Raw genomic sequence first — 22,344 nt, forward strand, 5'->3', positions numbered from 1 at the left:
ACCAGTAATTCAAATTATTTTTAAACTTATCAAATAAAACCAAACTTAATCAATTCAACCAAGTCATTGTTTTATCAGAAGTTTTAATCTTCATCACCGCCGATGGATGTGCATTCTACAGCATTTCTGATCCAACGCAACACCTTTTTTATGATTTATTTTACGCATGTCGCTTTTTTAAACACATAAACATTCTTTTGTATTATTATTGGGCTATATACACCCTATTTCATATAATAAAACGTATATAAACCCAATTTTCATTCCATTTAATTTAAGAATTATTGATTTCGTATGGTTGTTTTTAAAAAAACTGCCTATTTAATAATGGCGTGCTCCATTTCACCCATATTATATGCAGCTCCCACAGCAAATATTTTCACAACCACTTTCTCTATATTGAGTTATGCCAAGTGGGAAACCACTTCACCCAAATTTTGTGTGATTAATAATTCAAGTTTAGTCAATGATTTTAAAAAACTTGCGCCAACCCACAGCACTTATAAAATTACAGCCATCAATGTGAATGACATCAAATCTAGTCATTGCCAAGTTTTATTTTTTTCCAATCTATCAGCAAAAGAAGAACAAAGTATTTTAAACAACCATGTTAATTTCCCCGCCCTCTCTCTAAGTAGTAACAATAGTGAGTGTGAGTCTGGCAGTGCATTTTGTTTGTATAAAAAAAATCAGAGTTATTCGTTTAAAATTAATATGGAAAGCTTAACGCAGTCACAAATACATATTGATCCACGCGTTTTATTACTGGCGAAGTCATCGGAGTCAGCTGAATGAAACAACTCTATAACCCAATTACATTACACCAATTATTTACGCGTTCGCAGCTCACTATCTTCGCTTTAACTTTTACGATTTGTTCTGCGATTTTTTTGGTTATTTCCACTTATACTATGCATACCTATGCAAAAAACAGCTTAACGATTTTATCAAATGCGATAAACGAACGTGTTCAACCCGCTGTGGTGTTTAATGACCAAACAACGATGCGTCAAATTTTAAATGAATACACTCAACTGTATCCCATTCGATCGATTGAAACTACCAACCATCAAAATGCGTCGCTGGCACATGCTGAGCAACAAGAAATTTCAACATTCTCTAGCCAAGCGATTTTAGATTATTTGTTTTTTAGCCAACCGATTCGTTTAGATATTCATCATGATCAGAAAAGTTACGGCGAACTGGTCGTATATGGAAACTCTTCAGATTTAGTTAGTTTCTTCCATAAAATTTTGCTGGGCTTGTTTTTAGGTTTTATTCTTTTATTGGCTACTGTGTTTTGGTCGGTGAATTCTGTTTATCAATACTTAATGCAATCTGTTCGCTCTATTGTTGAATCAGCCCAAACCATTAGCATTAAGAAAGATTATAAAATGCGGGTTTCAAACTCTGATATTCAAGAATTACACGCACTCAGTACCGCCTTTAATGGTTTACTTAGTGAAATTGAACAGTCAAATAAAAACTTGATTTCAGAAAATGACAAGCTAATTCATCTAGCACGTCATGATGCATTAACCCAATTGCCAAATCGTAATTATTTTTATGAAAAGCTGTTTGAGCTATTTGACTTAAAAGCGAACACTGCTGTGTTCTTTGTCGATATTGAAAACTTTAAACATGTGAATGACCAATATGGACACTTAGCTGGTGATGCAGTACTACGCGCCTCATCACATTGTTTAAAACAAGCACTACCAGATAATGCTTTCGTTGCGCGACTCGGTGGTGACGAATTTGCAATTATTATCAATCATTTAAATTTCCTGACAGAACTCGAAGTCTTTTGTCACAAAATACATGAATGCTATGGTTCCACATTTGTTTATGAGCAACATAATATTGCATTACAAGCTAATATTGGTGTAGCACTGATCCAAAATGCGAAATCGCCAGAAGATCTAATCGCAGATGCGGATCGCGCCATGTATGATGCTAAACTTTCGAATAATCATTGGTGCATTGCACCACAACGCCCCAACTCATAGGATTTGCTATGTTAAAGAACGCATTTAAAGTTTTATTTATACTTGCATTCACGGCCACTATGACAGCCTGCATGAGTTTAGGCAACTTAAGCTACAAACAAGCACGCATGCTTAAAAAAGAAGGGTTTGTCTTGACCAACGATGGTTGGACACTTGCCCTACCAGAAAGTCTTTTATTTGGTTTTGATGATTATCAAATTCAACCTCACCAACAAGGCAAGTTAAATACACTTGCCACTCAACTGATTAAATATGACCTGAATAAAATTAAGTTTATTGGTCATACGGATAATGTTGGACAAGCCAATTACAACCAACAACTGTCAGAAAAACGTGCGCAAAGCGTCGCAAACGTCTTTTTAAAGCAAGGTTATAACAGTTCAAATATTCAAATTATTGGCCGTGGTGCTGAACAGCCGATGGTCTCTAATGACACCGAAACCAATCGTGCCATCAACCGTCGTGTAAATGTCACGATCATTCCCTAAATAGCGGAATTTAGAAAAGCCACCTTATGGTGGCTTTTCTATTTTTTATAAATTTCAGGCATAAAAAAACCGCTATATGCGGCATCTTTTTCATAGTATTACTTTTGAGATAAATGGTCGGAGCAGTAGGATTCGAACCTACGACCCCCTGGTCCCAAACCAGGTGCACTACCAGGCTGTGCTATGCTCCGCTTTCAACTTTAAAAGTTGGGGTGAATGATGGGATTCGAACCCACGACAACCGGAATCACAATCCGGGGCTCTACCAACTGAGCTACATCCACCATCATGTTCTTGCTTGTGAATAACCAATATAACGCATTTTAAATTACAGGCATAAAAAAACCGCTGTATGCGGTATCTTTTATCGACCGTTTTCTTTGAGAAAATGGTCGGAGCAGTAGGATTCGAACCTACGACCCCCTGGTCCCAAACCAGGTGCACTACCAGGCTGTGCTATGCTCCGAATTGGGGTGAATGATGGGATTCGAACCCACGACAACCGGAATCACAATCCGGGGCTCTACCAACTGAGCTACATCCACCATCACAACAAGTTTCAGATTCTATTATCAGAACACCATTAAAATGGCGCGCCTGACAGGATTCGAACCTGTGACCATCCGCTTAGAAGGCGGATGCTCTATCCAACTGAGCTACAGGCGCATTACCGATGACATAGACTATCACGCGATTTTTGCCTTGAGAAATTGGTCGGAGCAGTAGGATTCGAACCTACGACCCCCTGGTCCCAAACCAGGTGCACTACCAGGCTGTGCTATGCTCCGTTTCATCTCAGCTTTCGCTGTATCGCATATCGTGCGGTACGGTGTGCATTCTAGGCGTGACGTTGATTAACGTCAACACCTATCTTCAAAAAAACATAAAAAATCATTTCAAGCGATTATTTATCAAGCACTTTAATCATTTTTCAAGCAAAAATTAACGTTTTAAACTGGCACTGAAATTCAACATCCGATCTAAAGGCAATTTAGCACGCTCAGCGAGCACTGGATCTACGAAAATTTCCTGATCGCCTTTTTGTAAAACTTCGAGAATGCCATCTAATTCATTCATGGCCATCCAAGGGCAATGCGCACATGAACGACAAGTCGCTCCCTCACCTGCCGTCGGTGCTTCGATGAGAATTTTATTCGGCACAGCTTGCTGCATTTTATAAAAAATACCGCGATCTGTTGCCACGATTAAACGTTCGTATGGCAAGGTTTGTGCAGCCTTGATCAATTGCGAGGTGCTACCGACGGCATCTGCAATATCCACCACAGATTCTGGTGACTCTGGATGTACCAAAACTGCTGCATCAGGATACAGCGCTTTCATATTGGCAATACCACGTGCACGGAACTCTTCATGGACAATACATGCCCCATCCCATAGCAACATGTCTGCACCGGTTTTCTTTTGAATATAGCGACCGAGATGCTGATCGGGTGCCCAAATAATTTTTTCACCTAAACTATCTAAATGCTCAACAATTTCAACAGCACAGCTCGAGGTTACCACCCAATCTGCACGCGCTTTCACTGCCGCCGAGGTATTGGCATATACCACAACCGTATGATCCGGATGTGCATCGCAAAATTTGGTAAATTCATCGACAGGACAACCCAAATCAAGTGAGCATGTTGCTTCTAGGGTTGGCATCAATACAGTTTTTTCAGGAGATAAAATCTTCGAGGTCTCCCCCATGAATTTCACCCCTGCAACCACCAACGTCGTTGCTTCATGATCCCGACCAAAACGTGCCATTTCAAGTGAATCCGAAACGCATCCACCGGTCAGTTCTGCTAGTTCCTGCACTTCAGGATCACAGTAATAGTGTGCAACAAGGACAGCGTTACGTTTTTTGAGTTCCGCTTTAATTAATTCAAACTTTTCAAGCTTTGCAGCTTCCGTTAAGTGATGCTCTTTAACATCACCCAAACGATCCAAATGCGCTTGTACAATTGATTTTGCTTCATTTGCAATTAAGTTGTTTGCATTATTCATCACAACGTCTTCTCTATCCTTAATGCCTGCTACTACACAGGTGCTTCACAACTGACCCATAAATATGGCACTTGGCTATTTTTTACCGGTCATTAAAAAGTTCCACTTATAAAAAAGCCTCACAACGGAGGCTTTTCAAAAACATCAAATATCTTATGAACGGTAATCTGCGTTAATCTTGACATAATCATACGACAGGTCACAGGTATACACAGTATCTCGAGCACTGCCACGTCCTAAATCTACACGGATCGTGATCTCAGATTTCTCCATCTCTGCAGCCCCTGCTGCTTCGGTATAATCTGCTGCGGCACCACCGTCTTTACAGATTTGAACATCACCTAACCAGACCTGAATTTTTTCAACATCTAAGTTTGGCACACCTGCATAACCAATAGCTGCCAAAATACGGCCCCAGTTTGGATCTGATGCGAAGATTGCAGTTTTAACCAACGGTGAATGTGCAATGCTATAAGCAATATCACAACATTCTTGAGTATCTGCGCCGCCTTCTACCGCCACAGTAATAAACTTCGTCGCACCTTCACCATCACGGACAATGAGCTGTGCAAGACGCTTCATTACACGTGTTAACACGTCTAAAACAGCAGCATAACGTGAATCTGATTCTGAAGTAATTTCTACACCACCAGCTTGGCCCGTTGCAATCAAAATACATGAGTCATTCGTTGAGGTATCACCATCCACCGTAATACGGTTAAACGACAGGTTAACTGTGGTTTTCAAAAGCTGTTGCACCAGCTCACGGCTAATGGGTGCATCAGTTGCCACATAGCTCAACATGGTCGCCATATTTGGACGAATCATGCCTGCGCCTTTAGAAATACCTGTCATGGTATACAGAACGCCATCTAGTTCGAACTGTTCAGATGCACCTTTAGGTGTTGTATCTGTGGTCATAATGCCCGTTGCCGCATCCAACCATGCATCTTCCTGCAAACTATCTAATGCGGGTTGCAAGCCTTGAACCAAACGATCAATAGGTAATTGCTCACCAATTACACCTGTTGAAAATGGAAGAACTTCTGTATTTTGAACACCTGCCAGTTCTGCCAGTTTCACACATGTCGCTTCAGCATTTGCCATGCCAATTTTGCCAGTACCTGCATTGGCATTTCCGGTGTTAATCACTAAATAACGTGGATTACCTGCTAATAAGTGCGCTTTAGAAATATGCACCGGTGCTGCACAAAATGCATTTTGAGTAAAAACGCCTGCGACATTAGAACCTTCAGCAAATTCAAAAATGACAAGGTCACGTCGGTTCTGATAGCGCACATATGCTTCAGCCGAACCGATTTTTACACCTTTCACCACATGCATCTGTGGCATAGATACGTCACCAACTGCCATTTTTCAACGTCCAACTATATGAGTTATAAAAAATACAGCTTAGTGCAAAATCTATAAAAAATCGAGCAGAAGCACGGTTTTGCTGTAATTTTATTGTGGATTTCTTTTGCACATAAAAAAACCAGTCTTTCGACTGGTCTTTATCGATGTTCGTCGTAAATTAGTTACGTGCAAGCTGAGTTGCTTCATCAAGAAGCACTTGTTTCGCTTTTTGTTGACTCGCAGCAGAAAGGGCTGGGTTTTCAGCCACAATACGGTCAGCATTCGCCGCATTGGCTGCTGCAATTTTTGCAGTTTGCAATACGATTGGACGATTTGGATTGGCAAAGGTATAACGAATACCCGTACGCGGGCTTGCTACAGTCACTTGACCGTCAGTACCAATCTGTACTTGAGTTGTTGTTGGACCAACTGCTTGTTGAACTTTCTCTACAGAAGTCGTCTGAGGAGCGTTTGCAAAGGTAAAAGTTGGCAAAGCCAAAGCAGCAATCATGAACGGTTTTAGTACTTTTTTCATTGTCTTTTCCGTCTTACGGTTATTGATAGAAACTAAATAACATTTAATCCGCTGCACTGCAAATACTATTCAGGTCAGATCAGCTGAGTAAATAAAAAAATCAGAGCGCGATGGCTCTGATTTATTTGAAATTAAACAATGCTGTTTAAATTTTACCGTGACATTGTTTATATTTTAGACCTGAACCACATGGGCACGGTGAGTTACGACTTTCTGGCGGAACAATCACTTGCTCTGCAGGTGTATATTGCGCATCGATAACATCATTACCGTTGGCTTCAGCCAACAAATTATCAAAGTCATTGTGTGACAATTGAAGATTCATTGATTCAGCTTGAGCCTGTTTTTGAGCTTCCATTTCTGCAAGCTCTTCGGCTGTAGGCACATGAATACGAGATAAATCTGTCACGACATCTGACTTAATCACAGCAAGCATGTTTACAAATAAATTAAAGGCTTCTTTTTTGTATTCTTGCTCAGGATTTTTCTGCGCATAACCACGTAAATGAATCCCTTGACGTAAGTAATCCATTGCTGCCAAATGCTCTTTCCAATGGCGGTCCAATGAATTCAACATAAAGTGACGTTCGAGCATTGCAGCCGTTTCGTCACCCATTTGCGTACGACGTGAACGGTAGTGCTGAAGAACTTCATCAGTAATACGTTCAACCAAAGCTTCTTCATCCAAACGACGATCTTGCTCTAGCCACTGCGAAATTGGCAGTTCAATCGATAGATCTTCACGTAGCGCCTTTTCAAGACCTTCTATATCCCACTGATCGTGAATAGACTCAGGTGGAATATATACTTCGATCATGCCTTTAGTCACATCCTGAATCATCGTTTCGATGTAATCTTGTAAAGACGGTTCAACAAGAATTTCATCACGCTGAGAGTAAATAATCTTACGTTGTTCGTTGTTTACGTCATCGTATTTCAATAAATTTTTACGAATATCGAAGTTACGTGCTTCAACTTTACGTTGTGCATTTTCAATCGAGCGTGACACCATTTTATGCTCAATGGCTTCATCTTCTTTCAGACCCATGGCACGCATCATTGCAACTACGCGATCACCTGCGAAGATACGCATCAAGTCATCTTCAAGCGACAAGTAGAAACGTGACACACCTGGGTCACCTTGACGGCCCGCACGACCACGTAACTGGTTATCGATACGACGAGATTCATGACGTTCTGAACCAATGATGTGTAAACCACCAGAGTTCAGCACCATTTCATGATTTTGTTCCCACTCTGCTTTCAAACGTGCTTCATCTGCTTCAGTCGGCTCTTCAATCTTCGCCAGCAACGCTTTCCAGTTACCACCTAACAGAATATCAGTACCACGACCAGCCATGTTAGTCGCAATGGTTACTGCACGAGGTGAACCCGCTTGCGCAATAATATCCGCTTCGCGCTCATGTTGTTTCGCATTAAGTACTTCATGTTGAATACCAGCTTCTTTCAGCTTATCTGATAAAATTTCAGAGGCTTCAATGGTTGCTGTACCAATCAGGATCGGTGCAACACCCGCTTCATGAACACGTTGAATTTCTTGAATGATGGCGTTGTATTTACCTTCACGGTTTAAATAGATTAAATCGTTTTGGTCATTACGAATCATCGGGCGATGGGTTGGAATAAGTACAACATCCAAGCCATAAATTTCTTTCATCTCTGCAGCTTCAGTATCTGCAGTACCCGTCATCCCTGATAATTTTTTGTATAGACGGAAATAGTTCTGGAATGTTGTAGTTGCTAAAGTTTGGTTTTCAGGTTGAATTTCCAAACCTTCTTTTGCTTCCACTGCTTGATGCAAACCTTCTGACCAACGGCGACCCGGCATGGTACGACCAGTGTTTTCATCGACAATGATCACTTCACCTTCGTGGATGATGTAATGCACGTTGCGTTGGTATAGGTAATGCGCACGAATGGCCGCAGAAACATGGTGCACCAAGTTTAAATTAGCAGATGAATATAGACTTTCACCTTCAGCAAGCAAGCCCATTTGAATCAATTCAGCTTCAACAGTTTCATAACCGACTTCGGTCATTTCTACAGAGCGCTGTTTTTCGTCAATCCAGAAGTGACCACCATCTGGTACCTTCTCTTCTTTTTGTGCATGAAGTTTTGGTGGAATGCTGTTAATGGCAGCATACAACTGAGATGAATCTTCTGATTGACCAGAAATGATCAACGGTGTACGCGCTTCATCAATCAGGATCGAATCGACCTCATCGATGATGGCATAGGTTAAGCTGCGCTGTTTTTTCTCAGCAGCAGAAAACACCATGTTGTCACGCAAGTAATCGAAACCGAATTCGTTGTTGGTACCGTAAGTAATGTCAGCTCGATACGCTTGAGCTTTTTCAGTTGAGTCTTGCATTGAGTAAATAATCCCAATGCTTAAACCTAAAAATTCGAATAATGGACGGTTTAATTCAGCATCACGCTGTGCGAGATAGTCGTTCACCGTAATCACGTGAACACCTTCACCACTAATCGCATTGAGGTAACAAGCAAGCGTTCCCATGAGGGTTTTACCTTCACCGGTACGCATCTCTGCGATCTTACCTTCATGCAAGGTAATACCACCAATCAGCTGTACGTCATAATGACGCATGCCCATGACACGCTTCGCAGCTTCACGACAAACAGCAAACGCTTCAGGTAATAATTTATCAAGGCTGTCGCCTTTTTTATAACGTTCTTTGAATTCTTCAGTTTTTGCAGATAAGTCTGCATCGCTTAGAACAGATATCGTCGGCTCGAGCGCATTAATCTTCTCTACGATTTTACGCATGCGTTTGAGTTCGCGCTCATTTTTGGTACCGAAGATTCCTCCGATCAGACTTGCCAACATGAATAGACTCTCTAAATCTTGCTTGTCAAATGAATATATTTTCTTAGTCGTTATTATGGTGCTAGAAATTCGAAGTACAAGGGTTTTGCACAAAAATCCCCTTAAATATTCTGCGCTCGGGTTCTAGCCCCGGAGACTTAAGGCAAGCTAATGTAACAAATTTTCTGCAGACAACATAGTGACTCTGTCGTGAGATATTTCGCATTTATCCCCCAATAAAACTGTTTTATATGAAATATATTCATAAAGAAATGAAAAAACACTATTTTTAATCATAAAAAAAATCCTTCATATTTATTTTCAAGTTAAACAAATTCAATAAATACGGGGATATTCCATGACGATTCGTTTAGGTGATACTGCACCAGACTTTACTCAAGACTCAAGCGAAGGCAGCATTCATTTTTATGACTTTTTAGGTGACAGTTGGGGCATTTTATTTTCGCATCCTGCCGATTACACCCCAGTCTGCACCACAGAACTTGGATTTACCGCAAAACTAAAAGATGAATTTAGCAAACGTGGTGTCAAGGCCATTGCCCTGTCTGTTGATGATGTTGAGTCGCATCATGGTTGGATTAACGACATTAATAATACTCAAAATACCACGGTCAACTTCCCGATCATTGCAGACAAAGACCGTAAAGTGTCCACCCTTTATGATTTCATTCACCCCAATGCCAGCGAAACATTAACTGTTCGCTCTTTGGTGATCATCGATCCAAATAAAAAAGTCCGTTTAATCATTACTTATCCTGCATCTACAGGGCGTAACTTCCATGAAATTTTACGTGTCATTGACTCTTTGCAACTGACAGACAACCATAAAGTTGCAACACCGGCCAACTGGCAACAAGGTGAAGATGTTGTGATTGTGCCGTCATTAAAAGATGAAGAGGAAATCAAACAACGCTTTCCTCAAGGATATAACGCAGTTACGCCTTACCTTCGTTTAACGCCTCAACCTAAGTGAGGATAAAACGGAGCATTACGCTGTCCGAGCGCAAGATAAGAAGCTCTGCTGTGAGTGACCAAAGCGAAGGTACAAATTTAACTATTTTTAAGCGCAGCACCTAAGCAAACTAAGTGTCATAACCATAGTTAATATAGTTTTCCCCCTTCAGAACGAATGACGAGCCCGTTCTGGCATTCTCCAACCTGCTCATCTCCGGATGAGCTTTTTTTGATTACAAATTCCTCTCAGGGATTAGATTGGTTAAACATCACAATTCCGTTATAACTAATAAAAACTTGAAAATAACAAACCGTGATTCATCAAATTCATCATTTACATTGTGGTAGTTTTTGTCCAACGTGTGCCCCTTTATTTGGACAGAAAGGCTTTCGCGCACATTTGGTCTGTCATTGCCTGCTCATTGAAACCGATAAAGGGCTCGTCTTAGTCGATACAGGACTGGGCTTACAAGATTATTTACATCCACAAAATCGTTTAGGTCGGTTTATTTCACGCACAGCGCAGATCAAATTTAATCCGCAACTGAGTGCGACTCATCAAATTCAAAAATTAGGCTTTAAGGCTCAAGATGTTCAACACATTTTGTTGTCACACTTAGATTTTGATCATGCTGGCGGGATCTCTGATTTTCCGCAGGCGACCGTGCATGTCTTAGCCAGTGAATATAATGCCACTCAAAACCTTCATAGCTTAAAATCACGACTGCGCTATCGACCACAGCAATTCCAACTGCATCGTTATTGGAATTTTATCGAAAGCATCGGGACGCAAGCATGGTTTAACTTAGAGCACACTGCCGGTCTATCTATTTTTCAAGATGACATTTTAATGCTCCCGCTTTTGGGACATACCGCGGGTCATGCCGGTATTGCAATAAAAAATAACCATCGCTGGTTGTTATATTGTGGCGATGCTTATTACTCACATCATCAATTAAATCCAAATTTTCATTCGCGGGCCTTAAATCAGCTTGAACGTTTATTTGCCACCGACAATACACAGCGACTGCACACACTTCATAAGATTCAGCAGTTAGCGCAGCATCCGGACATCGATCTCATCTGTGCACATGACCCATTCGAATTCGCTCGCTATCAGAATACAAGCTATGACCGCTAAAATCCTACCAATGATCCTACTCAGTGTTAGCTTCAGCTTCACGGGTTGCATGACATCAAATCCATTACCGTTAAATGAACGTCCTCAGCATTGGGGCAAAGTCGTTCATCAACAGCATAATTTTTATCAAATCAGCCCAACAGTATTTCGCAGTGAACAACCTGATGCAGATCTCGCCCCTGTTCTACGAGAACAGCACATCGATGTGATCATAAATTTACGTTCACGGCACCATAACCCAGAACGCTTAAAAAATACTATTGATACACAAAAGATTAAATTTGCACATATTCCGATACACACGTGGCAAATCGATCGTGAAGATTTACTGGCGGTGATGAAAACCATAAAAGAAGCTGAACAACAGCAGCAAAAAGTATTAATCCATTGCTACCACGGCTCAGACCGTACAGGAGCGAGTGTGGCCATGTACCGTATTATTTTTCAGCATTGGTCCATTGAGGAAGCAAAACGTGAAATGAAACAAGGTGGTTATGGCTTCCACCCTATTTGGAAAAATATCGACCGATTATTCAGCCCTGAAAATGTAAAATGGATTCAGCAGCAACTACTGAATCCATCTTATTAAAGGTCATTCCTCAAATAAACTTAGCGTTTATCGAGTGGTACCCAATCAATCACCCACGCCGATTTCATATTCAAACTTGCATCTGAATTGATCTTTTTACGTGTTGCGTCCGCAGCATCACGGTCCTTCGAAGGGCCGACCATAATACGAATGCCTTTAGATGTAGGACTCTTCGTCACTTTATAGCCTTTTGCACGTAATTTTGCAGCGACGGCATCTGCATTGGCTTCATTGGCAGCTAGAGCAACTTGTACCATCCATTGCTTATCGCCATTTTCCAACAGATCACGTGCTTTTTCAGCTTCAGCTTTTTTCTTGGCTTCGGCTTTACGCTTTTCTTCTGCCTTGTGTTTTTCTTCGGCTTTACGCTTTTCTTCTGCCTTGTGTTTTTCTTCGGCTTTACGCTTTTCTTCAGCTTGTTGCTTCGCTTCGGCTGCTTTCTTATCTGCTGCTTTTTTCTCAGCTTCAGCATGTGCTTTACGTTCAGCTTCTTTTTGAGCATCCGCTTTACGTTTTGCTTCGGCTTTTTGTTTATCTGCTGCGATACGTGCCTGATCAGCCTTTTGCTGCGCCGACTGAGTCTCTAACTTTTTTTGAGCCGCCAACTTATCCTCAGCTAAACGCTTTTGCTTTGCTTTTTCATCTTCAACCAATTCGGGAGGAATATTATCCGAACTTTGTTGAGCTGAACGATGTGCGTTTAAAGCTGCATATTCTTCTGCTGCTTTACGTGCTGCATCAGCCTCCGCTTGTTGTTGCATCGCTAAAAATTCTGCTGCACGTGCTTCTTGCTCCGCAACCGATTTTTCACGGGTACGTCGTTGTTCTTCGAGCAAACGCTTTTCAGTTTCAACATCAACAGTCAATGATGACATTTTACCCGCACCCTGACCTTGTTGCTCAACTTGAGCCATTTCAGGGGTTTGGCTTTGATTTTGATGTATTTCTTCTTTGCCTTTAAGTAAAAGTGCGGCCAGCAGTACACCACCACCTAATAAAACAACACCACCCATCCAGCGTTGTTTGTTATTCATTGACATTCTTCCAGATACTCCCATACCGCTTCTAAGGTATGAAATGAACCACATACCAGAATCAGCTGATTATTCTTTGTTTCTTCCAGCGCGGACTTAAAAGCTAATTGCACATTGTCATAATGTTCTACGACTTGATGCTGCAGTGCGCTATCCAATTGTGTGATAGATGCCGCACGTGGCACATTTAATTGTGCAATTTTCCACATTCTTACCGTATCTTTCAATAAGTTAACGACAGAATTTATGTCTTTATCAGTCAGCATGGAGAAAACGCTGATCACTTCTGTGTATTGTTTATTGTACTGGAGGAAATTTCGCAATTGCTTTAACAAAAATTCAACACCATGCGGGTTATGTCCCGCATCGAAAATCACCGTTTTTCCTGCAATTTCTCTAACTTCAAAACGGCCTTGTAACTTGGCATTGATAATCCCCTGAGCGATCGACTGCTGAGAGACCACCAAACCACTGGCCAATATTGCCGCTACAGCCGTAGAGATATTTTCGAGTGCCAAAGAACCCACTGGCAGTTTTAAAGTTGTACCTGATGAAGCAAACATCCAAGATTGTCCGTCATCACTGTACTGATAAAAATAATCACGATTGAGTACATGTAAAGCGGCTTGGCAATCTTCTACTTTTTGACGAATGGCTTCAGGCAAAACTTGCTGCCCACCAAAAATCACAGGAATATTTGGACGAATAATCCCTGCTTTCTCAAAAGCAATTTTTTCAATGGTGTCACCCAACCAATCGGTATGGTCTAAACCAATATTAGTAATCACTGCAACATCTGGATCGACGACATTGACTACATCAAGTCGGCCACCGAGGCCGACTTCAAGTACCCATACATCGCAATGTTGCTGTTTAAAAATAACAAAAGCGGCCAAAGTGGTCGCTTCAAAAAAAGATAAACTTAATTCACATTCACGACGCGCCTGATCAACGGCCACAAAAGCATCAATCAGGGTTTGGTCGGCCACTTCAACACCTTGAAGCTTTACACGTTCATTGAATCGATAGATATGCGGTGATTGGTATAAACCCACATTATAACCTTGCGCATTTAAAATCGCAGCCAAAGTGGTCGTGGTTGAACCTTTACCGTTTGTTCCCGCGACCGTCAGCACTTTCGCATCAGGCTGGGTTACACCGAGTCGTTCCGCAACAGGAATCACCCGTTCCAGACCTAAATCAATACCCGTAACATGAACATGGCTCCAATAATCGAGCCATGTACTTAAAGAATCAGTTGCAAGTGGTGCTGTGTTCAAGGCAAGTTCATCAATTTCGCTACAATACGATAAACTGTATCACGTAATGCATGACGGTGAACAATTTGATCGACTACACCATGATCAAGCAAGTATTCTGCACGTTGGAACGGTTCTTCCAATTTTTCACGTACAGTTTGCTCAATCACACGCTTACCAGCAAAACCAATCATGGCTTTCGGTTCAGCCAAGTGAACATCACCGAGCATTGCCAATGATGCAGTCACACCACCATAGACTGGATGTGTCAGCACCACTAGATAAGGCAAGCCAGCATCTTTCATTTTTTGGATGGCAGCAGAAGTACGCGCCATTTGCATGAGTGACAACATGCCTTCTTGCATACGTGCACCGCCAGAGGCAGCGAAGCAAATAAGCGGTTGTTTTGCTTTAATCGCAAGTTCAGCCGCTTGAACAAAACGGTCACCAACCACAGTGCCCATTGAACCGCCCATGAAATCAAATTCGAAAGCAGTCGCAATCATTGGAATGCCTTTCAGCGTTCCTTGCATCACCACTAAAGCTTCTGTTTCACCGGTTTTCTTCTGCGCTTCAGACATACGGTCTGGATACGCTTTGCTATCTACAAATTTAAGTGGATCTTTGGCTTTAAATTCTTGACCCAATTCTTTTTGTACTTGGTCAAAGAACCAGTTCAAACGATCACGCGCTTTCATTCGCAAGTGTTCATCACACTGCGGACAAACGTAGGCATTAAATGACATTGCAGTACGAGTCACAAGTGCATGACACTCAGGACATTCAATCGTCGGCTCAGTAAATGTCGCCTTTAATGCTTGCTGTTCATCAGGTACATGAATACCTGGTACCGCACGCTCTGTCCATGGCGTAGATGCGCTCAGAATTTTGCCTGTTTTTGCGTCTTGACTCATACTAACTCATCGAGCGCAGCTCGAAGCTCCTTCACTTTATTCACTGTTTCGATTACAGCTTGTTCTGGCGCTAAGTTTGCAAATTGTTTAACAAAAGCACTACCTACAATCACCGCATCTGCAGCCACACCCATGGCTTTCGCCGATGCTGCATCACTGATACCAAAGCCAACACCAACTGGTACCTGAGTATACGATTTGATTTTTTGAATACGTGCCGCAGCTTCAGCAACGTCTAAAGTCGCTGCACCTGTCACACCTTTCAAAGAAACATAGTAGATAAATCCACTGGCTTGTTTCACCACATGCTGAATACGTTCATCAGTGGATGTTGGCGCAAGTAAGAAGATTTGATCCATGTCGTATTTTTTCAATACTGCATCTAGATCTTTTGCTTCTTCTGGTGGAAGGTCCACCAAGAGCACGCCATCTACACCGCATTCATGTGCATAGGCAACAAACTTTTCATAGCCGATTACTTCAACAGGGTTTAAATAGCCCATCAGTACCACGGGTGTTTCTGTATCGTTTTTACGGAACTCTTTCACCATGTTCAAGGCATCTAGAGTATTGGTTCCTGCAGCAAGCGCACGCTCAGCGGCAAGTGCAATAACAGGACCATCCGCCATTGGGTCTGAAAATGGAAGACCCAATTCGATCACATCTACACCTGCCTCAACCATTTGATGTAACAAAGGTACCGTTACTTGTGGATGAGGGTCACCAGCCATAACATAAGAAACCAAGGCCTTACGCTGTTGAGATTTAAGCGTTCCAAATCGAGTGGCTAAACGTGACATAGGGTTATACTTTCCTTGAATGAATCAAAACTATGATGTGGGTTTTGTCGAAATACAAGACATCGCATTGTAACGCTATTTTTTACCCATTGAACAGGGTATACAATCCTCAGTCGGCATTTCTCATGCAAACATAATTTTCCAGAACAACCCGAAAGCATCATTTACCGATATTTCAGTTTTTTTCACAATGATCAAAGATGCCTAATTTTAGGATCTGGCAAAATTATAAGGTTTTAGACTAACTTAATTTTATCATCAAAAAAATGTTAAAAATAACAGGCTTAGCATTTACATTTTAATTTTCCTTAAATTGCAAAACCTGCTTTATACTAGCCGCATACTTTTATTTTTTTATCTCCTATGTCCTCCGATTCACAAGTGAAAGTGCCTGCTCGGGCATTTGCACTGCTCCCGCTTATTGTTTTTCTGACCATTTTTTTGGGCAGTGGTATTTACCATTCCATCATTGGAACTGAGTTTGCGTTCTATCAAGTGAAAGCCCCAGTCGCTGCTCTTCCTGCAATTGTATTGGCAATTTTGCTCTATCGCGGCAAGATAAATGACGCGATTGATACATTTATGAAAGGTGCCAGCCACCCGAATTTGATCTTAATGTTCATGGTCTTTATGCTCGCTGGTGCTTTTGCCAGTGTCAGCAGTGCCATCGGTAGTGTCGATGCAACAGTGCAGTTGGGACTATCGATGATTGCGCCTGAGTTCGTGCTGCCCATGCTGTTTATTATTGCGGCCTTTATTGCCACAGCGATGGGAACCTCTATGGGCACCATTGCAGCCTGCGCGCCAATTGCCTTTGGTTTTACACAAGTCACCGAAATTGAAGTGGTGTATGCCATTGGTGCTGTGGTCGGCGGTGCCATGTTTGGTGATAATCTGTCGATGATTTCAGATACCACCATTGCTGCAACGAACAGTCAAAAAGTTCAGCTTCGCGATAAATTTAAGGTCAATGTTTGGATTGCTGTACCTGCATCGATCGTCAGTATCTGTATCTATTTATTCATGAGTCAAGGCTCACAAGCGATTGAATACAAAGCTTATAATGCTTGGCTGATCTTGCCGTATTTAGCCGTATTTATTTTGGCCTTTTCACGTTTGCACGTGCTTGCTGTACTGACCATTGGTGTCTTGTTATCTGGTTTGATTGGGTTGGTCATTCAACCTGAATTTAACTTCTTAAGCTTAAATAATTCTATTTATGACGGCTTTACCGGCATGTTTGAAGTTGCCCTGCTTTCTATTTTCTTGGGTGGCATTTCTGCGATTATGCAAAAAGAAGGCGGTTTAGAATGGCTGATTCAACGTATTTACAGCATGACACGCTGCTTTAAAGTTGGTGCCGAACGCGCGGGTGAAATTGGTATCAGTTTCTTGGTGATTTTCTCCAACCTATTTGTGGCAAACAACACTGTCGCAATTATTTTATCTGGTGACATGGCACGTGAAGTCGCGAAAGAATATGGTGTAGACCCTAAACGTGCTGCTGCGCTCTTGGATATTTTCTCTTGCGTAGTCCAAGGTCTCATTCCTTATGGCGCACAGCTGTTACTGGCTTGTTCGATCGCAAAACTTTCGCCTGTGGAACTGATTGGTAGTGTGTATTACTGTTGGGTCTTGGCGATCTTTGCCATCCTTGCCATTTTACTTCGTTATCCAAAATTAAAAGCTGCGGCATAAGCTTGGCTTAAAAGAAAAGCGGTCGTTTGACCGCTTTTTTTAATGTTGTTTGAAAGGCTTTTCTTGACGAGCAATCTGCACGTTTTATTCTAATCTCAAGGCTTTTTTCCGCGCCAATAATGTCTCTCCGCTATATGCCTTAAAAGCACGTGCCAAAGCAGACTGATCTGAATATCCTAACTGCAACGCGATATCTGTCAAATGGGTTTGTTGTATAAGTAGATATTCACAGCGTTTCATCCGTTCAAGCTCTAAAAGCCGTTTAAACGAGGTGTCTTTCTCCTTTAACTGTCGTTGCAAGGTTCTGACTGACAGATGTAACTCCTCTGCTAACCACTCTATTTTAGGGGCTTGCTGTTTTAGTTTGAGATGATCAGCGATGCATTGTTGCATCTGTTGAATTGGATCGGCATGTTGCGGACGAGCGGCGATCGCTTCTTCGGCTTGGCGTAATAACAATTGCATCAGTGACGGATCAGCAAGTTCTGACTTTAAATCCAAACTATCGGCATGAATCACAAATGAATATTTAAGGGTCGAAAATTCCATTTGGCAGCCATAAAATTTTTCATAGTGATAATGAGCCATCCGCGCTGCATGGGCAAAATGAATGCGGAGTAACTTTAAAGAATCTGGAAAAATTTGCTTGGCCAAATGTGCCATACAGGCCATCGTCAATTCATTCACCAAAGCATATTCATCATCATGCTGTGGCCAAGAAAGTATAATTTGATGATCTTGATGGCTCATATTCATCGGCACAATTTGCGCCCCATCAATCACCAAACGACTAAACCGCATCACATATTGCAAAGCATCTGCAACACTATTACTCAGTGTCGCCATATAACCTAACACCCCAAAATGCTCCGCACGAATATACTTGGCCATTTCAAAGACCAATTGCGGACAATCCAGATGCTGCTGAGTTAGTTGCATGATGCTGTTAAAAAAAGAATTCGGCGATTGAGAGTCGATCGGCAAAGACAGCACATGCTGAATTTGCGCAGCATACGGCGCAATCCATTCGAGCTGTGTATAGTTTAATTCACGCTCAATTAAGACCATATTCCACAATTGGAAGTAACCATTTGGGATCTGAATTTCAGCCATCACGCCCCTCTTTCTGACCTGCCAATTCTGACATTTTATATTTTCATCATGGCGTAAAATGTATAAAAATTGGCAATATCTGTCAAAACAAAGTGCAATTTCTCCGACATACTGCAATCAATACGACTCGCACAGAAAAAATATCATGAATGCTATCGTCAAATATCAAGTCGAACCTATTGTTCGCACAAAGCTTAATTTTAAGTTAGAAGAAATCCCGCGCTATTGGTTTGGCGGGGACCCCTTTTTAACACGTATGTTTGATGCCTTGAGCCTGACCTTTCCTGATGGCGAGCGCTATTTTATTGAATCTGTACGTCTGTTCCGCAGTCAAATTCAAGACCCTGATTTACAGCAACGTGTCGCTGACTTTATTCGTCAAGAAGCGCAGCACGGTATGGCGCATGACAAAATGAATATGTTGATGAAACAACAAGGCATGCCTGTCGATGCGTTCATTAAACGCTTAAATAAAATTTTTAAATTTGAACTGAGCAAGCGCTCACCTGAATACAACATTGCCATGACGGCTTCTGCCGAGCATTTGACCGCGCTGATGGCTGAAACGTTCTGTAGCCAAAAGTCCGTACTAGAATCTGCGCATCCTTATGTCCGTGCATTATTTATTTGGCATGCGATAGAAGAAATGGAACATCGCGATGTGGCTTTTGATGTGATGAAAGATGTGGCGAAGGTCGATGAAAATTTAAAGAAATTCACTCTGGTCTGGACCAGTGGATTGATGCTCGGCTTTACCTTATACCGTGCCAATGTGATGCTGAAACATGACGGCTTCAGTTTCACTGAACGTTTAAAATTAAATATGAAAGGCTTACCGTGGTTCTTTGGTAAAAATGGCACCCTCACCCGTATGAGCAAACCATATCGAGATTGGTTTAAAAAAGACTTCCATCCGAGTCAGCATCCCATTGTGCAAAATTATGATCTCTGGTTAAAAACTTATGAAGAAACCAATGATCCAATTCAAGCTGCGGAAGTGTTTTGGCAAGCTGCAAAATAAAAACTGAATAAAAAAAGCCGCATCGATTGCGGCTTTTTTTATAGGCTTAGACTTACCATTTTGCATAGTGCTGCTCAAGTAAACCATATTCATTTAAGAATACTATTTCTTCGCCATCACGTTGAATTGTACCGCTAATTTTTGCCTGCCATTGACTGAACTGACTACCGACCAATCTTAAATTCAGGTTTTCATAGCGCCGCCAACCTGTGGTGACGATCAAATTTAAGCTGTTATCTAATGAGCTAATATTCCATTGATTATCGCCTTGTTGCTGAAACAGCACATCAGACATGGCATACAAATGTCCATTGACCCATAGGCAATTTTCATTACCAAAGCTTTCATTTACCCCAGAGGCAAGATTGATCCCAACGCGTCGATTTTGACTATCCCAAAAGTTACACGACAGCCAAAACCATGCGGTTTCAGGACGAAGAAAACCACAGGTATCATCTAAAGACACCAATGTCCGGTCGTGGAATTGAATGGTTTTGCCTTGCTTATTGATAAAGAAACCTTCACAGCCTAACGTCGTCAATTTTTGAGTATAGGTCCAACCATTAATCCCTGTGGGGCTACACATACTCAGCGGATCAGTCCCCGCACAAAACACTCGAGCGCTCAGTTTGAGTTCGCCATGTTTCGACATTTGAATGTATCGCACACCATTGGCATGCTGAATATCCAGTTGAATCCCTGACTTGATAAAATGACTTTGATTAAATAAAGGTTGTTCATCTAAAACGGTATTACGTGACAGGAAATTAATCGAATTCCATTCCAATACTTCATTCGAAATATGATCATACACATAGACAAAACCGTGCCCCGCCCACGCGATATCGGCGATCGCTAGACCAATCGTATAATGTTCATGCTGAATACAACAAAATTTAAATTTTTTATATTTTAAACGCTTACGCCAACCTTCAAGTCGTTTTCCATACGGTGTCTTATATTCATACTTACTTAAATCGATGCGATTGGGAAGTTCACTAAAACGCCCATAATGCGGCTGTCCATTCGGCCGTATTAAATCCATATACGCCATTCCATTGAGGTTTAAGGTCTAAATCCTGAATGTTATTATGCCTATTATTTAACGCCTGAAAAGACAATCCATCTGATTTCAGGCGAATATCACAAAAAAATATAAAAGCTGACATTTCAGCTCTTAATCATCACAAATGTTCATTTATTAAGATGTAATCATTTTCCCATGAATTTTGCTGGCTATGCGGGGTTTCAACCAATTCGATATAGCGCCCATACACATGATCAATCGCAATACAATCATCGACATCTAGGGTTCGGTCGGTATGTTGTTTTTGCCAATGTGACTCAAAAAAAGCCTTGCCCCGTTGTTTCGCGACACTAGCGTTTTGTCCTGTCACCAAAACATAACGATGTAATTCACCAAATTCGCGGGCATCATATCCACCGAGATTAATCAGCCATAATTTTTCATCTTCAGCTCGGGGCGCGGAATCACAAAATTGGATGCGATAATGCCGATTTTCAGTGCTGACTGTATGTACTTGTGCCCAAGCATCAATATGTAAGCCTTTTTGCTCACCAAACCATGCCGTTCTCAGTTGTGGATAAACCTCTTCTAATGCGTTACCCACTGCAAGAATGACATCATGCACTTCGATATTTGCTCTTGAATGGCGTCCGCCGAGCATCACCATAAATAAACTAGACACAATCTTCCCCCCTATTTTTGACTTCAACTGCCCACATAGGGCTGAAGCAATTTCAATAAAATCACGCCGCCTAACGATAGTACTGCATTGTTGACGAAATGAATGAGTAAAACATGCCAAATGTTACGCGTCCACAAATAGATCAGGTTGAGAAATAGGCCTGCCGCCATAAAACTGATGGTCGCAATCAAATCGCCATCAAAATTATGATAATGAATCAAGCCGAATAAGATTGAGTTCAGTAAGACCAAAATCACTCGCCACAGCCAAGGCTGTATAAATAGCTTTTGTAGCAAGGTATAGCGGAAAATAATATCTTCGAGCAATGCGGTAAATAATGGCCCAAGGCTGATGATCAGCAAGCTAAAAAACGCAATCGTATTGGGATCAATGGTCGATTCTTTTTCAATGTTCTCACCAACGGGCAACAGACTGCGTGTAAAAGAAATCACTACTTGTAAAGCGACTGCACCAACAACCACCAACAGACTTGAGCGCCAAAAGGCCTGCTTATACTTTTGCCAGTGCGTATATAGCATCGTTTTATAGAGCCAACACACGGCAATAAATAAAATACCGCGAAAGATCGAATCACCCAAAGCAACCTGAGCTGAAACACCAAAAAATTGGTCTAAGACATAACTGTTGAGCAAGATCAGCGGAAGAATACACAGCGCAAAAGTATCACGCCATTGCCAAGAAATATGGGTTGGAAAGGATTCTGCACGAACCAATTGGGTAAATGTCATTGTTATAAAGTCTTTCTAAAGCAATAAAATTTCCACAGTATTGTGATTTATTTCACACTTTTATTCTGCATCTATTTTATAGTGATTTGCCTCAAT

General features: G+C 41.5%; 20 protein-coding genes and 6 tRNA genes. 8 read left to right on the plus strand and 18 right to left on the minus strand.

Features of this window, described 5'->3' with window-relative positions:
* Positions 1-294 precede the first annotated feature (294 nt).
* From FTU06_RS13625 to FTU06_RS13635, 3 genes are read left to right on the plus strand one after another with little or no spacing between them, the layout of a single operon-like run.
* Positions 295-795, plus strand: a complete 501-nt coding sequence (locus tag FTU06_RS13625) for a YfiR family protein (protein ID WP_180035852.1) — start codon at positions 295-297, stop codon at positions 793-795.
* Positions 792-2,009, plus strand: coding sequence for a diguanylate cyclase domain-containing protein (locus FTU06_RS13630; protein WP_180147176.1), 1,218 nt, complete (start codon positions 792-794; stop codon positions 2,007-2,009). Before FTU06_RS13625 ends, FTU06_RS13630 begins: the two co-directional genes overlap by 4 nt.
* 8 nt (positions 2,010-2,017) lie before the next feature.
* Positions 2,018-2,497, plus strand: coding sequence for an OmpA family protein (locus tag FTU06_RS13635; RefSeq protein WP_180147179.1), 480 nt, complete (start codon positions 2,018-2,020; stop codon positions 2,495-2,497).
* Positions 2,498-2,611: 114 nt separating this feature from the next.
* On the opposite strand, the gene FTU06_RS13640 is transcribed toward FTU06_RS13635, so the two are convergent.
* The 10 genes from FTU06_RS13640 to secA form a co-directional block, all read right to left on the minus strand.
* Positions 2,612-2,688: transfer RNA gene (locus FTU06_RS13640), tRNA-Pro, on the minus strand.
* 17 nt (positions 2,689-2,705) lie between these two features.
* Positions 2,706-2,781, minus strand: a tRNA-His gene (locus FTU06_RS13645).
* A gap of 105 nt (positions 2,782-2,886) precedes the next feature.
* Positions 2,887-2,963 (minus strand) — tRNA-Pro (locus FTU06_RS13650).
* A gap of 3 nt (positions 2,964-2,966) precedes the next feature.
* A tRNA-His gene (locus tag FTU06_RS13655) sits at positions 2,967-3,042 on the minus strand.
* 44 nt (positions 3,043-3,086) lie between these two features.
* Positions 3,087-3,163 (minus strand) — tRNA-Arg (locus tag FTU06_RS13660).
* Positions 3,164-3,208: 45 nt separating this feature from the next.
* Positions 3,209-3,285 (minus strand) — tRNA-Pro (locus FTU06_RS13665).
* Between the two features lie 154 nt (positions 3,286-3,439).
* On the minus strand, positions 3,440-4,507 hold the full coding sequence (gene nadA, locus FTU06_RS13670) for a quinolinate synthase NadA (protein WP_180089784.1): 1,068 nt from the start codon (positions 4,505-4,507) through the stop codon (positions 3,440-3,442).
* 153 nt (positions 4,508-4,660) lie between these two features.
* Positions 4,661-5,881, minus strand: a complete 1,221-nt coding sequence (argJ, locus tag FTU06_RS13675) for a bifunctional glutamate N-acetyltransferase/amino-acid acetyltransferase ArgJ (RefSeq protein ID WP_180147182.1) — start codon at positions 5,879-5,881, stop codon at positions 4,661-4,663.
* A 160-nt stretch (positions 5,882-6,041) separates the two neighbouring features.
* Complete coding sequence (locus tag FTU06_RS13680) at positions 6,042-6,398, minus strand: hypothetical protein (protein ID WP_180055834.1); 357 nt, start codon at positions 6,396-6,398, stop codon at positions 6,042-6,044.
* A 145-nt stretch (positions 6,399-6,543) separates the two neighbouring features.
* Positions 6,544-9,267, minus strand: coding sequence for a preprotein translocase subunit SecA (gene secA, locus FTU06_RS13685; RefSeq protein ID WP_180114472.1), 2,724 nt, complete (start codon positions 9,265-9,267; stop codon positions 6,544-6,546).
* A 337-nt stretch (positions 9,268-9,604) separates the two neighbouring features.
* On the opposite strand from secA, the gene FTU06_RS13690 reads away from it, so the two are divergent.
* The 3 genes from FTU06_RS13690 (at position 9,605) to FTU06_RS13700 (ending at position 11,951) form a co-directional block, all read left to right on the plus strand.
* Positions 9,605-10,240, plus strand: a complete 636-nt coding sequence (locus FTU06_RS13690; RefSeq protein ID WP_078194127.1) for a peroxiredoxin — start codon at positions 9,605-9,607, stop codon at positions 10,238-10,240.
* 294 nt (positions 10,241-10,534) lie between these two features.
* Positions 10,535-11,362: an MBL fold metallo-hydrolase gene (locus tag FTU06_RS13695; protein WP_180074288.1), complete on the plus strand. Its 828-nt coding sequence runs from the start codon at positions 10,535-10,537 to the stop codon at positions 11,360-11,362.
* Positions 11,352-11,951, plus strand: coding sequence for a dual specificity protein phosphatase family protein (locus FTU06_RS13700; protein ID WP_180074286.1), 600 nt, complete (start codon positions 11,352-11,354; stop codon positions 11,949-11,951). The genes FTU06_RS13695 and FTU06_RS13700 overlap by 11 nt, the downstream gene beginning before the upstream one ends.
* A gap of 20 nt (positions 11,952-11,971) precedes the next feature.
* Here FTU06_RS13700 and FTU06_RS13705 read toward each other — a convergent pair whose 3' ends face one another.
* From FTU06_RS13705 to trpA, 4 genes are read right to left on the minus strand one after another with little or no spacing between them, the layout of a single operon-like run.
* The gene (locus tag FTU06_RS13705) at positions 11,972-12,991 is read right to left on the minus strand and encodes an SPOR domain-containing protein (RefSeq protein WP_373683938.1); all 1,020 of its coding nucleotides are present in this window, start codon (positions 12,989-12,991) and stop codon (positions 11,972-11,974) included.
* Positions 12,982-14,265 carry a bifunctional tetrahydrofolate synthase/dihydrofolate synthase gene (gene folC, locus FTU06_RS13710; RefSeq protein WP_180147185.1) on the minus strand — a complete coding sequence of 428 codons (1,284 nt, stop codon included), beginning with the start codon at positions 14,263-14,265 and terminating at the stop codon, positions 12,982-12,984. The genes FTU06_RS13705 and folC overlap by 10 nt, the downstream gene beginning before the upstream one ends.
* Entirely contained in the window at positions 14,262-15,158 is an 897-nt protein-coding gene (gene accD, locus FTU06_RS13715; protein ID WP_180005414.1) for an acetyl-CoA carboxylase, carboxyltransferase subunit beta, read from the minus strand. The genes folC and accD overlap by 4 nt, the downstream gene beginning before the upstream one ends.
* Positions 15,155-15,958, minus strand: a complete 804-nt coding sequence (gene trpA, locus FTU06_RS13720) for a tryptophan synthase subunit alpha (RefSeq protein ID WP_078191221.1) — start codon at positions 15,956-15,958, stop codon at positions 15,155-15,157. The genes accD and trpA overlap by 4 nt, the downstream gene beginning before the upstream one ends.
* A 363-nt stretch (positions 15,959-16,321) precedes the next feature.
* On the opposite strand from trpA, the gene FTU06_RS13725 reads away from it, so the two are divergent.
* Positions 16,322-17,656 carry a Na+/H+ antiporter NhaC family protein gene (locus FTU06_RS13725; protein WP_180147188.1) on the plus strand — a complete coding sequence of 445 codons (1,335 nt, stop codon included), beginning with the start codon at positions 16,322-16,324 and terminating at the stop codon, positions 17,654-17,656.
* 84 nt (positions 17,657-17,740) lie between these two features.
* On the opposite strand, the gene FTU06_RS13730 is transcribed toward FTU06_RS13725, so the two are convergent.
* Positions 17,741-18,769, minus strand: a complete 1,029-nt coding sequence (locus FTU06_RS13730; RefSeq protein ID WP_180147191.1) for an AraC family transcriptional regulator — start codon at positions 18,767-18,769, stop codon at positions 17,741-17,743.
* A gap of 145 nt (positions 18,770-18,914) precedes the next feature.
* On the opposite strand from FTU06_RS13730, the gene FTU06_RS13735 reads away from it, so the two are divergent.
* On the plus strand, positions 18,915-19,790 hold the full coding sequence (locus FTU06_RS13735; RefSeq protein WP_078191325.1) for a metal-dependent hydrolase: 876 nt from the start codon (positions 18,915-18,917) through the stop codon (positions 19,788-19,790).
* 52 nt (positions 19,791-19,842) lie between these two features.
* Here the strand turns inward: FTU06_RS13735 and FTU06_RS13740 are convergent, their stop codons facing one another.
* The 3 genes from FTU06_RS13740 to FTU06_RS13750 form a co-directional block, all read right to left on the minus strand.
* A complete protein-coding gene (locus FTU06_RS13740; protein WP_180147194.1) occupies positions 19,843-20,835 on the minus strand; it encodes a DUF2804 domain-containing protein in 993 nt (330 codons plus the stop codon).
* A gap of 139 nt (positions 20,836-20,974) precedes the next feature.
* Positions 20,975-21,499 (minus strand): DUF1543 domain-containing protein, encoded by a 525-nt coding sequence (locus FTU06_RS13745; protein ID WP_180147197.1) that lies wholly within the window; start codon positions 21,497-21,499, stop codon positions 20,975-20,977.
* A gap of 23 nt (positions 21,500-21,522) precedes the next feature.
* Positions 21,523-22,248 carry a CPBP family intramembrane glutamic endopeptidase gene (locus tag FTU06_RS13750; protein WP_180147199.1) on the minus strand — a complete coding sequence of 242 codons (726 nt, stop codon included), beginning with the start codon at positions 22,246-22,248 and terminating at the stop codon, positions 21,523-21,525.
* Positions 22,249-22,344: the final 96 nt, after the last annotated feature.

The sequence above is a fragment of the Acinetobacter sp. YH12052 genome, assembly GCF_013419835.1.
GTDB lineage: Bacteria > Pseudomonadota > Gammaproteobacteria > Pseudomonadales > Moraxellaceae > Acinetobacter > Acinetobacter amyesii.

Bases quoted from the DNA above. Each gene is read 5' to 3' on its own strand.
- FTU06_RS13725 (WP_180147188.1), top strand. From the start codon at position 16,322: ATGTCCTCCGATTCACAAGTGAAAGTGCCTGCTCGGGCATTTGCACTG.
- secA (WP_180114472.1), bottom strand. From the start codon at position 9,267: ATGTTGGCAAGTCTGATCGGAGGAATCTTCGGTACCAAAAATGAGCGC.
- FTU06_RS13740 (WP_180147194.1), bottom strand. From the start codon at position 20,835: ATGGATTTAATACGGCCGAATGGACAGCCGCATTATGGGCGTTTTAGT.
- FTU06_RS13730 (WP_180147191.1), bottom strand. From the start codon at position 18,769: ATGGCTGAAATTCAGATCCCAAATGGTTACTTCCAATTGTGGAATATG.
- FTU06_RS13680 (WP_180055834.1), bottom strand. From the start codon at position 6,398: ATGAAAAAAGTACTAAAACCGTTCATGATTGCTGCTTTGGCTTTGCCA.
- argJ (WP_180147182.1), bottom strand. From the start codon at position 5,881: ATGGCAGTTGGTGACGTATCTATGCCACAGATGCATGTGGTGAAAGGT.
- accD (WP_180005414.1), bottom strand. From the start codon at position 15,158: ATGAGTCAAGACGCAAAAACAGGCAAAATTCTGAGCGCATCTACGCCA.
- FTU06_RS13630 (WP_180147176.1), top strand. From the start codon at position 792: ATGAAACAACTCTATAACCCAATTACATTACACCAATTATTTACGCGT.
- FTU06_RS13635 (WP_180147179.1), top strand. From the start codon at position 2,018: ATGTTAAAGAACGCATTTAAAGTTTTATTTATACTTGCATTCACGGCC.
- nadA (WP_180089784.1), bottom strand. From the start codon at position 4,507: ATGAATAATGCAAACAACTTAATTGCAAATGAAGCAAAATCAATTGTA.
- FTU06_RS13690 (WP_078194127.1), top strand. From the start codon at position 9,605: ATGACGATTCGTTTAGGTGATACTGCACCAGACTTTACTCAAGACTCA.
- FTU06_RS13705 (WP_373683938.1), bottom strand. From the start codon at position 12,991: ATGTCAATGAATAACAAACAACGCTGGATGGGTGGTGTTGTTTTATTA.
- FTU06_RS13750 (WP_180147199.1), bottom strand. From the start codon at position 22,248: ATGACATTTACCCAATTGGTTCGTGCAGAATCCTTTCCAACCCATATT.
- FTU06_RS13625 (WP_180035852.1), top strand. From the start codon at position 295: ATGGTTGTTTTTAAAAAAACTGCCTATTTAATAATGGCGTGCTCCATT.
- trpA (WP_078191221.1), bottom strand. From the start codon at position 15,958: ATGTCACGTTTAGCCACTCGATTTGGAACGCTTAAATCTCAACAGCGT.
- FTU06_RS13700 (WP_180074286.1), top strand. From the start codon at position 11,352: ATGACCGCTAAAATCCTACCAATGATCCTACTCAGTGTTAGCTTCAGC.
- FTU06_RS13735 (WP_078191325.1), top strand. From the start codon at position 18,915: ATGAATGCTATCGTCAAATATCAAGTCGAACCTATTGTTCGCACAAAG.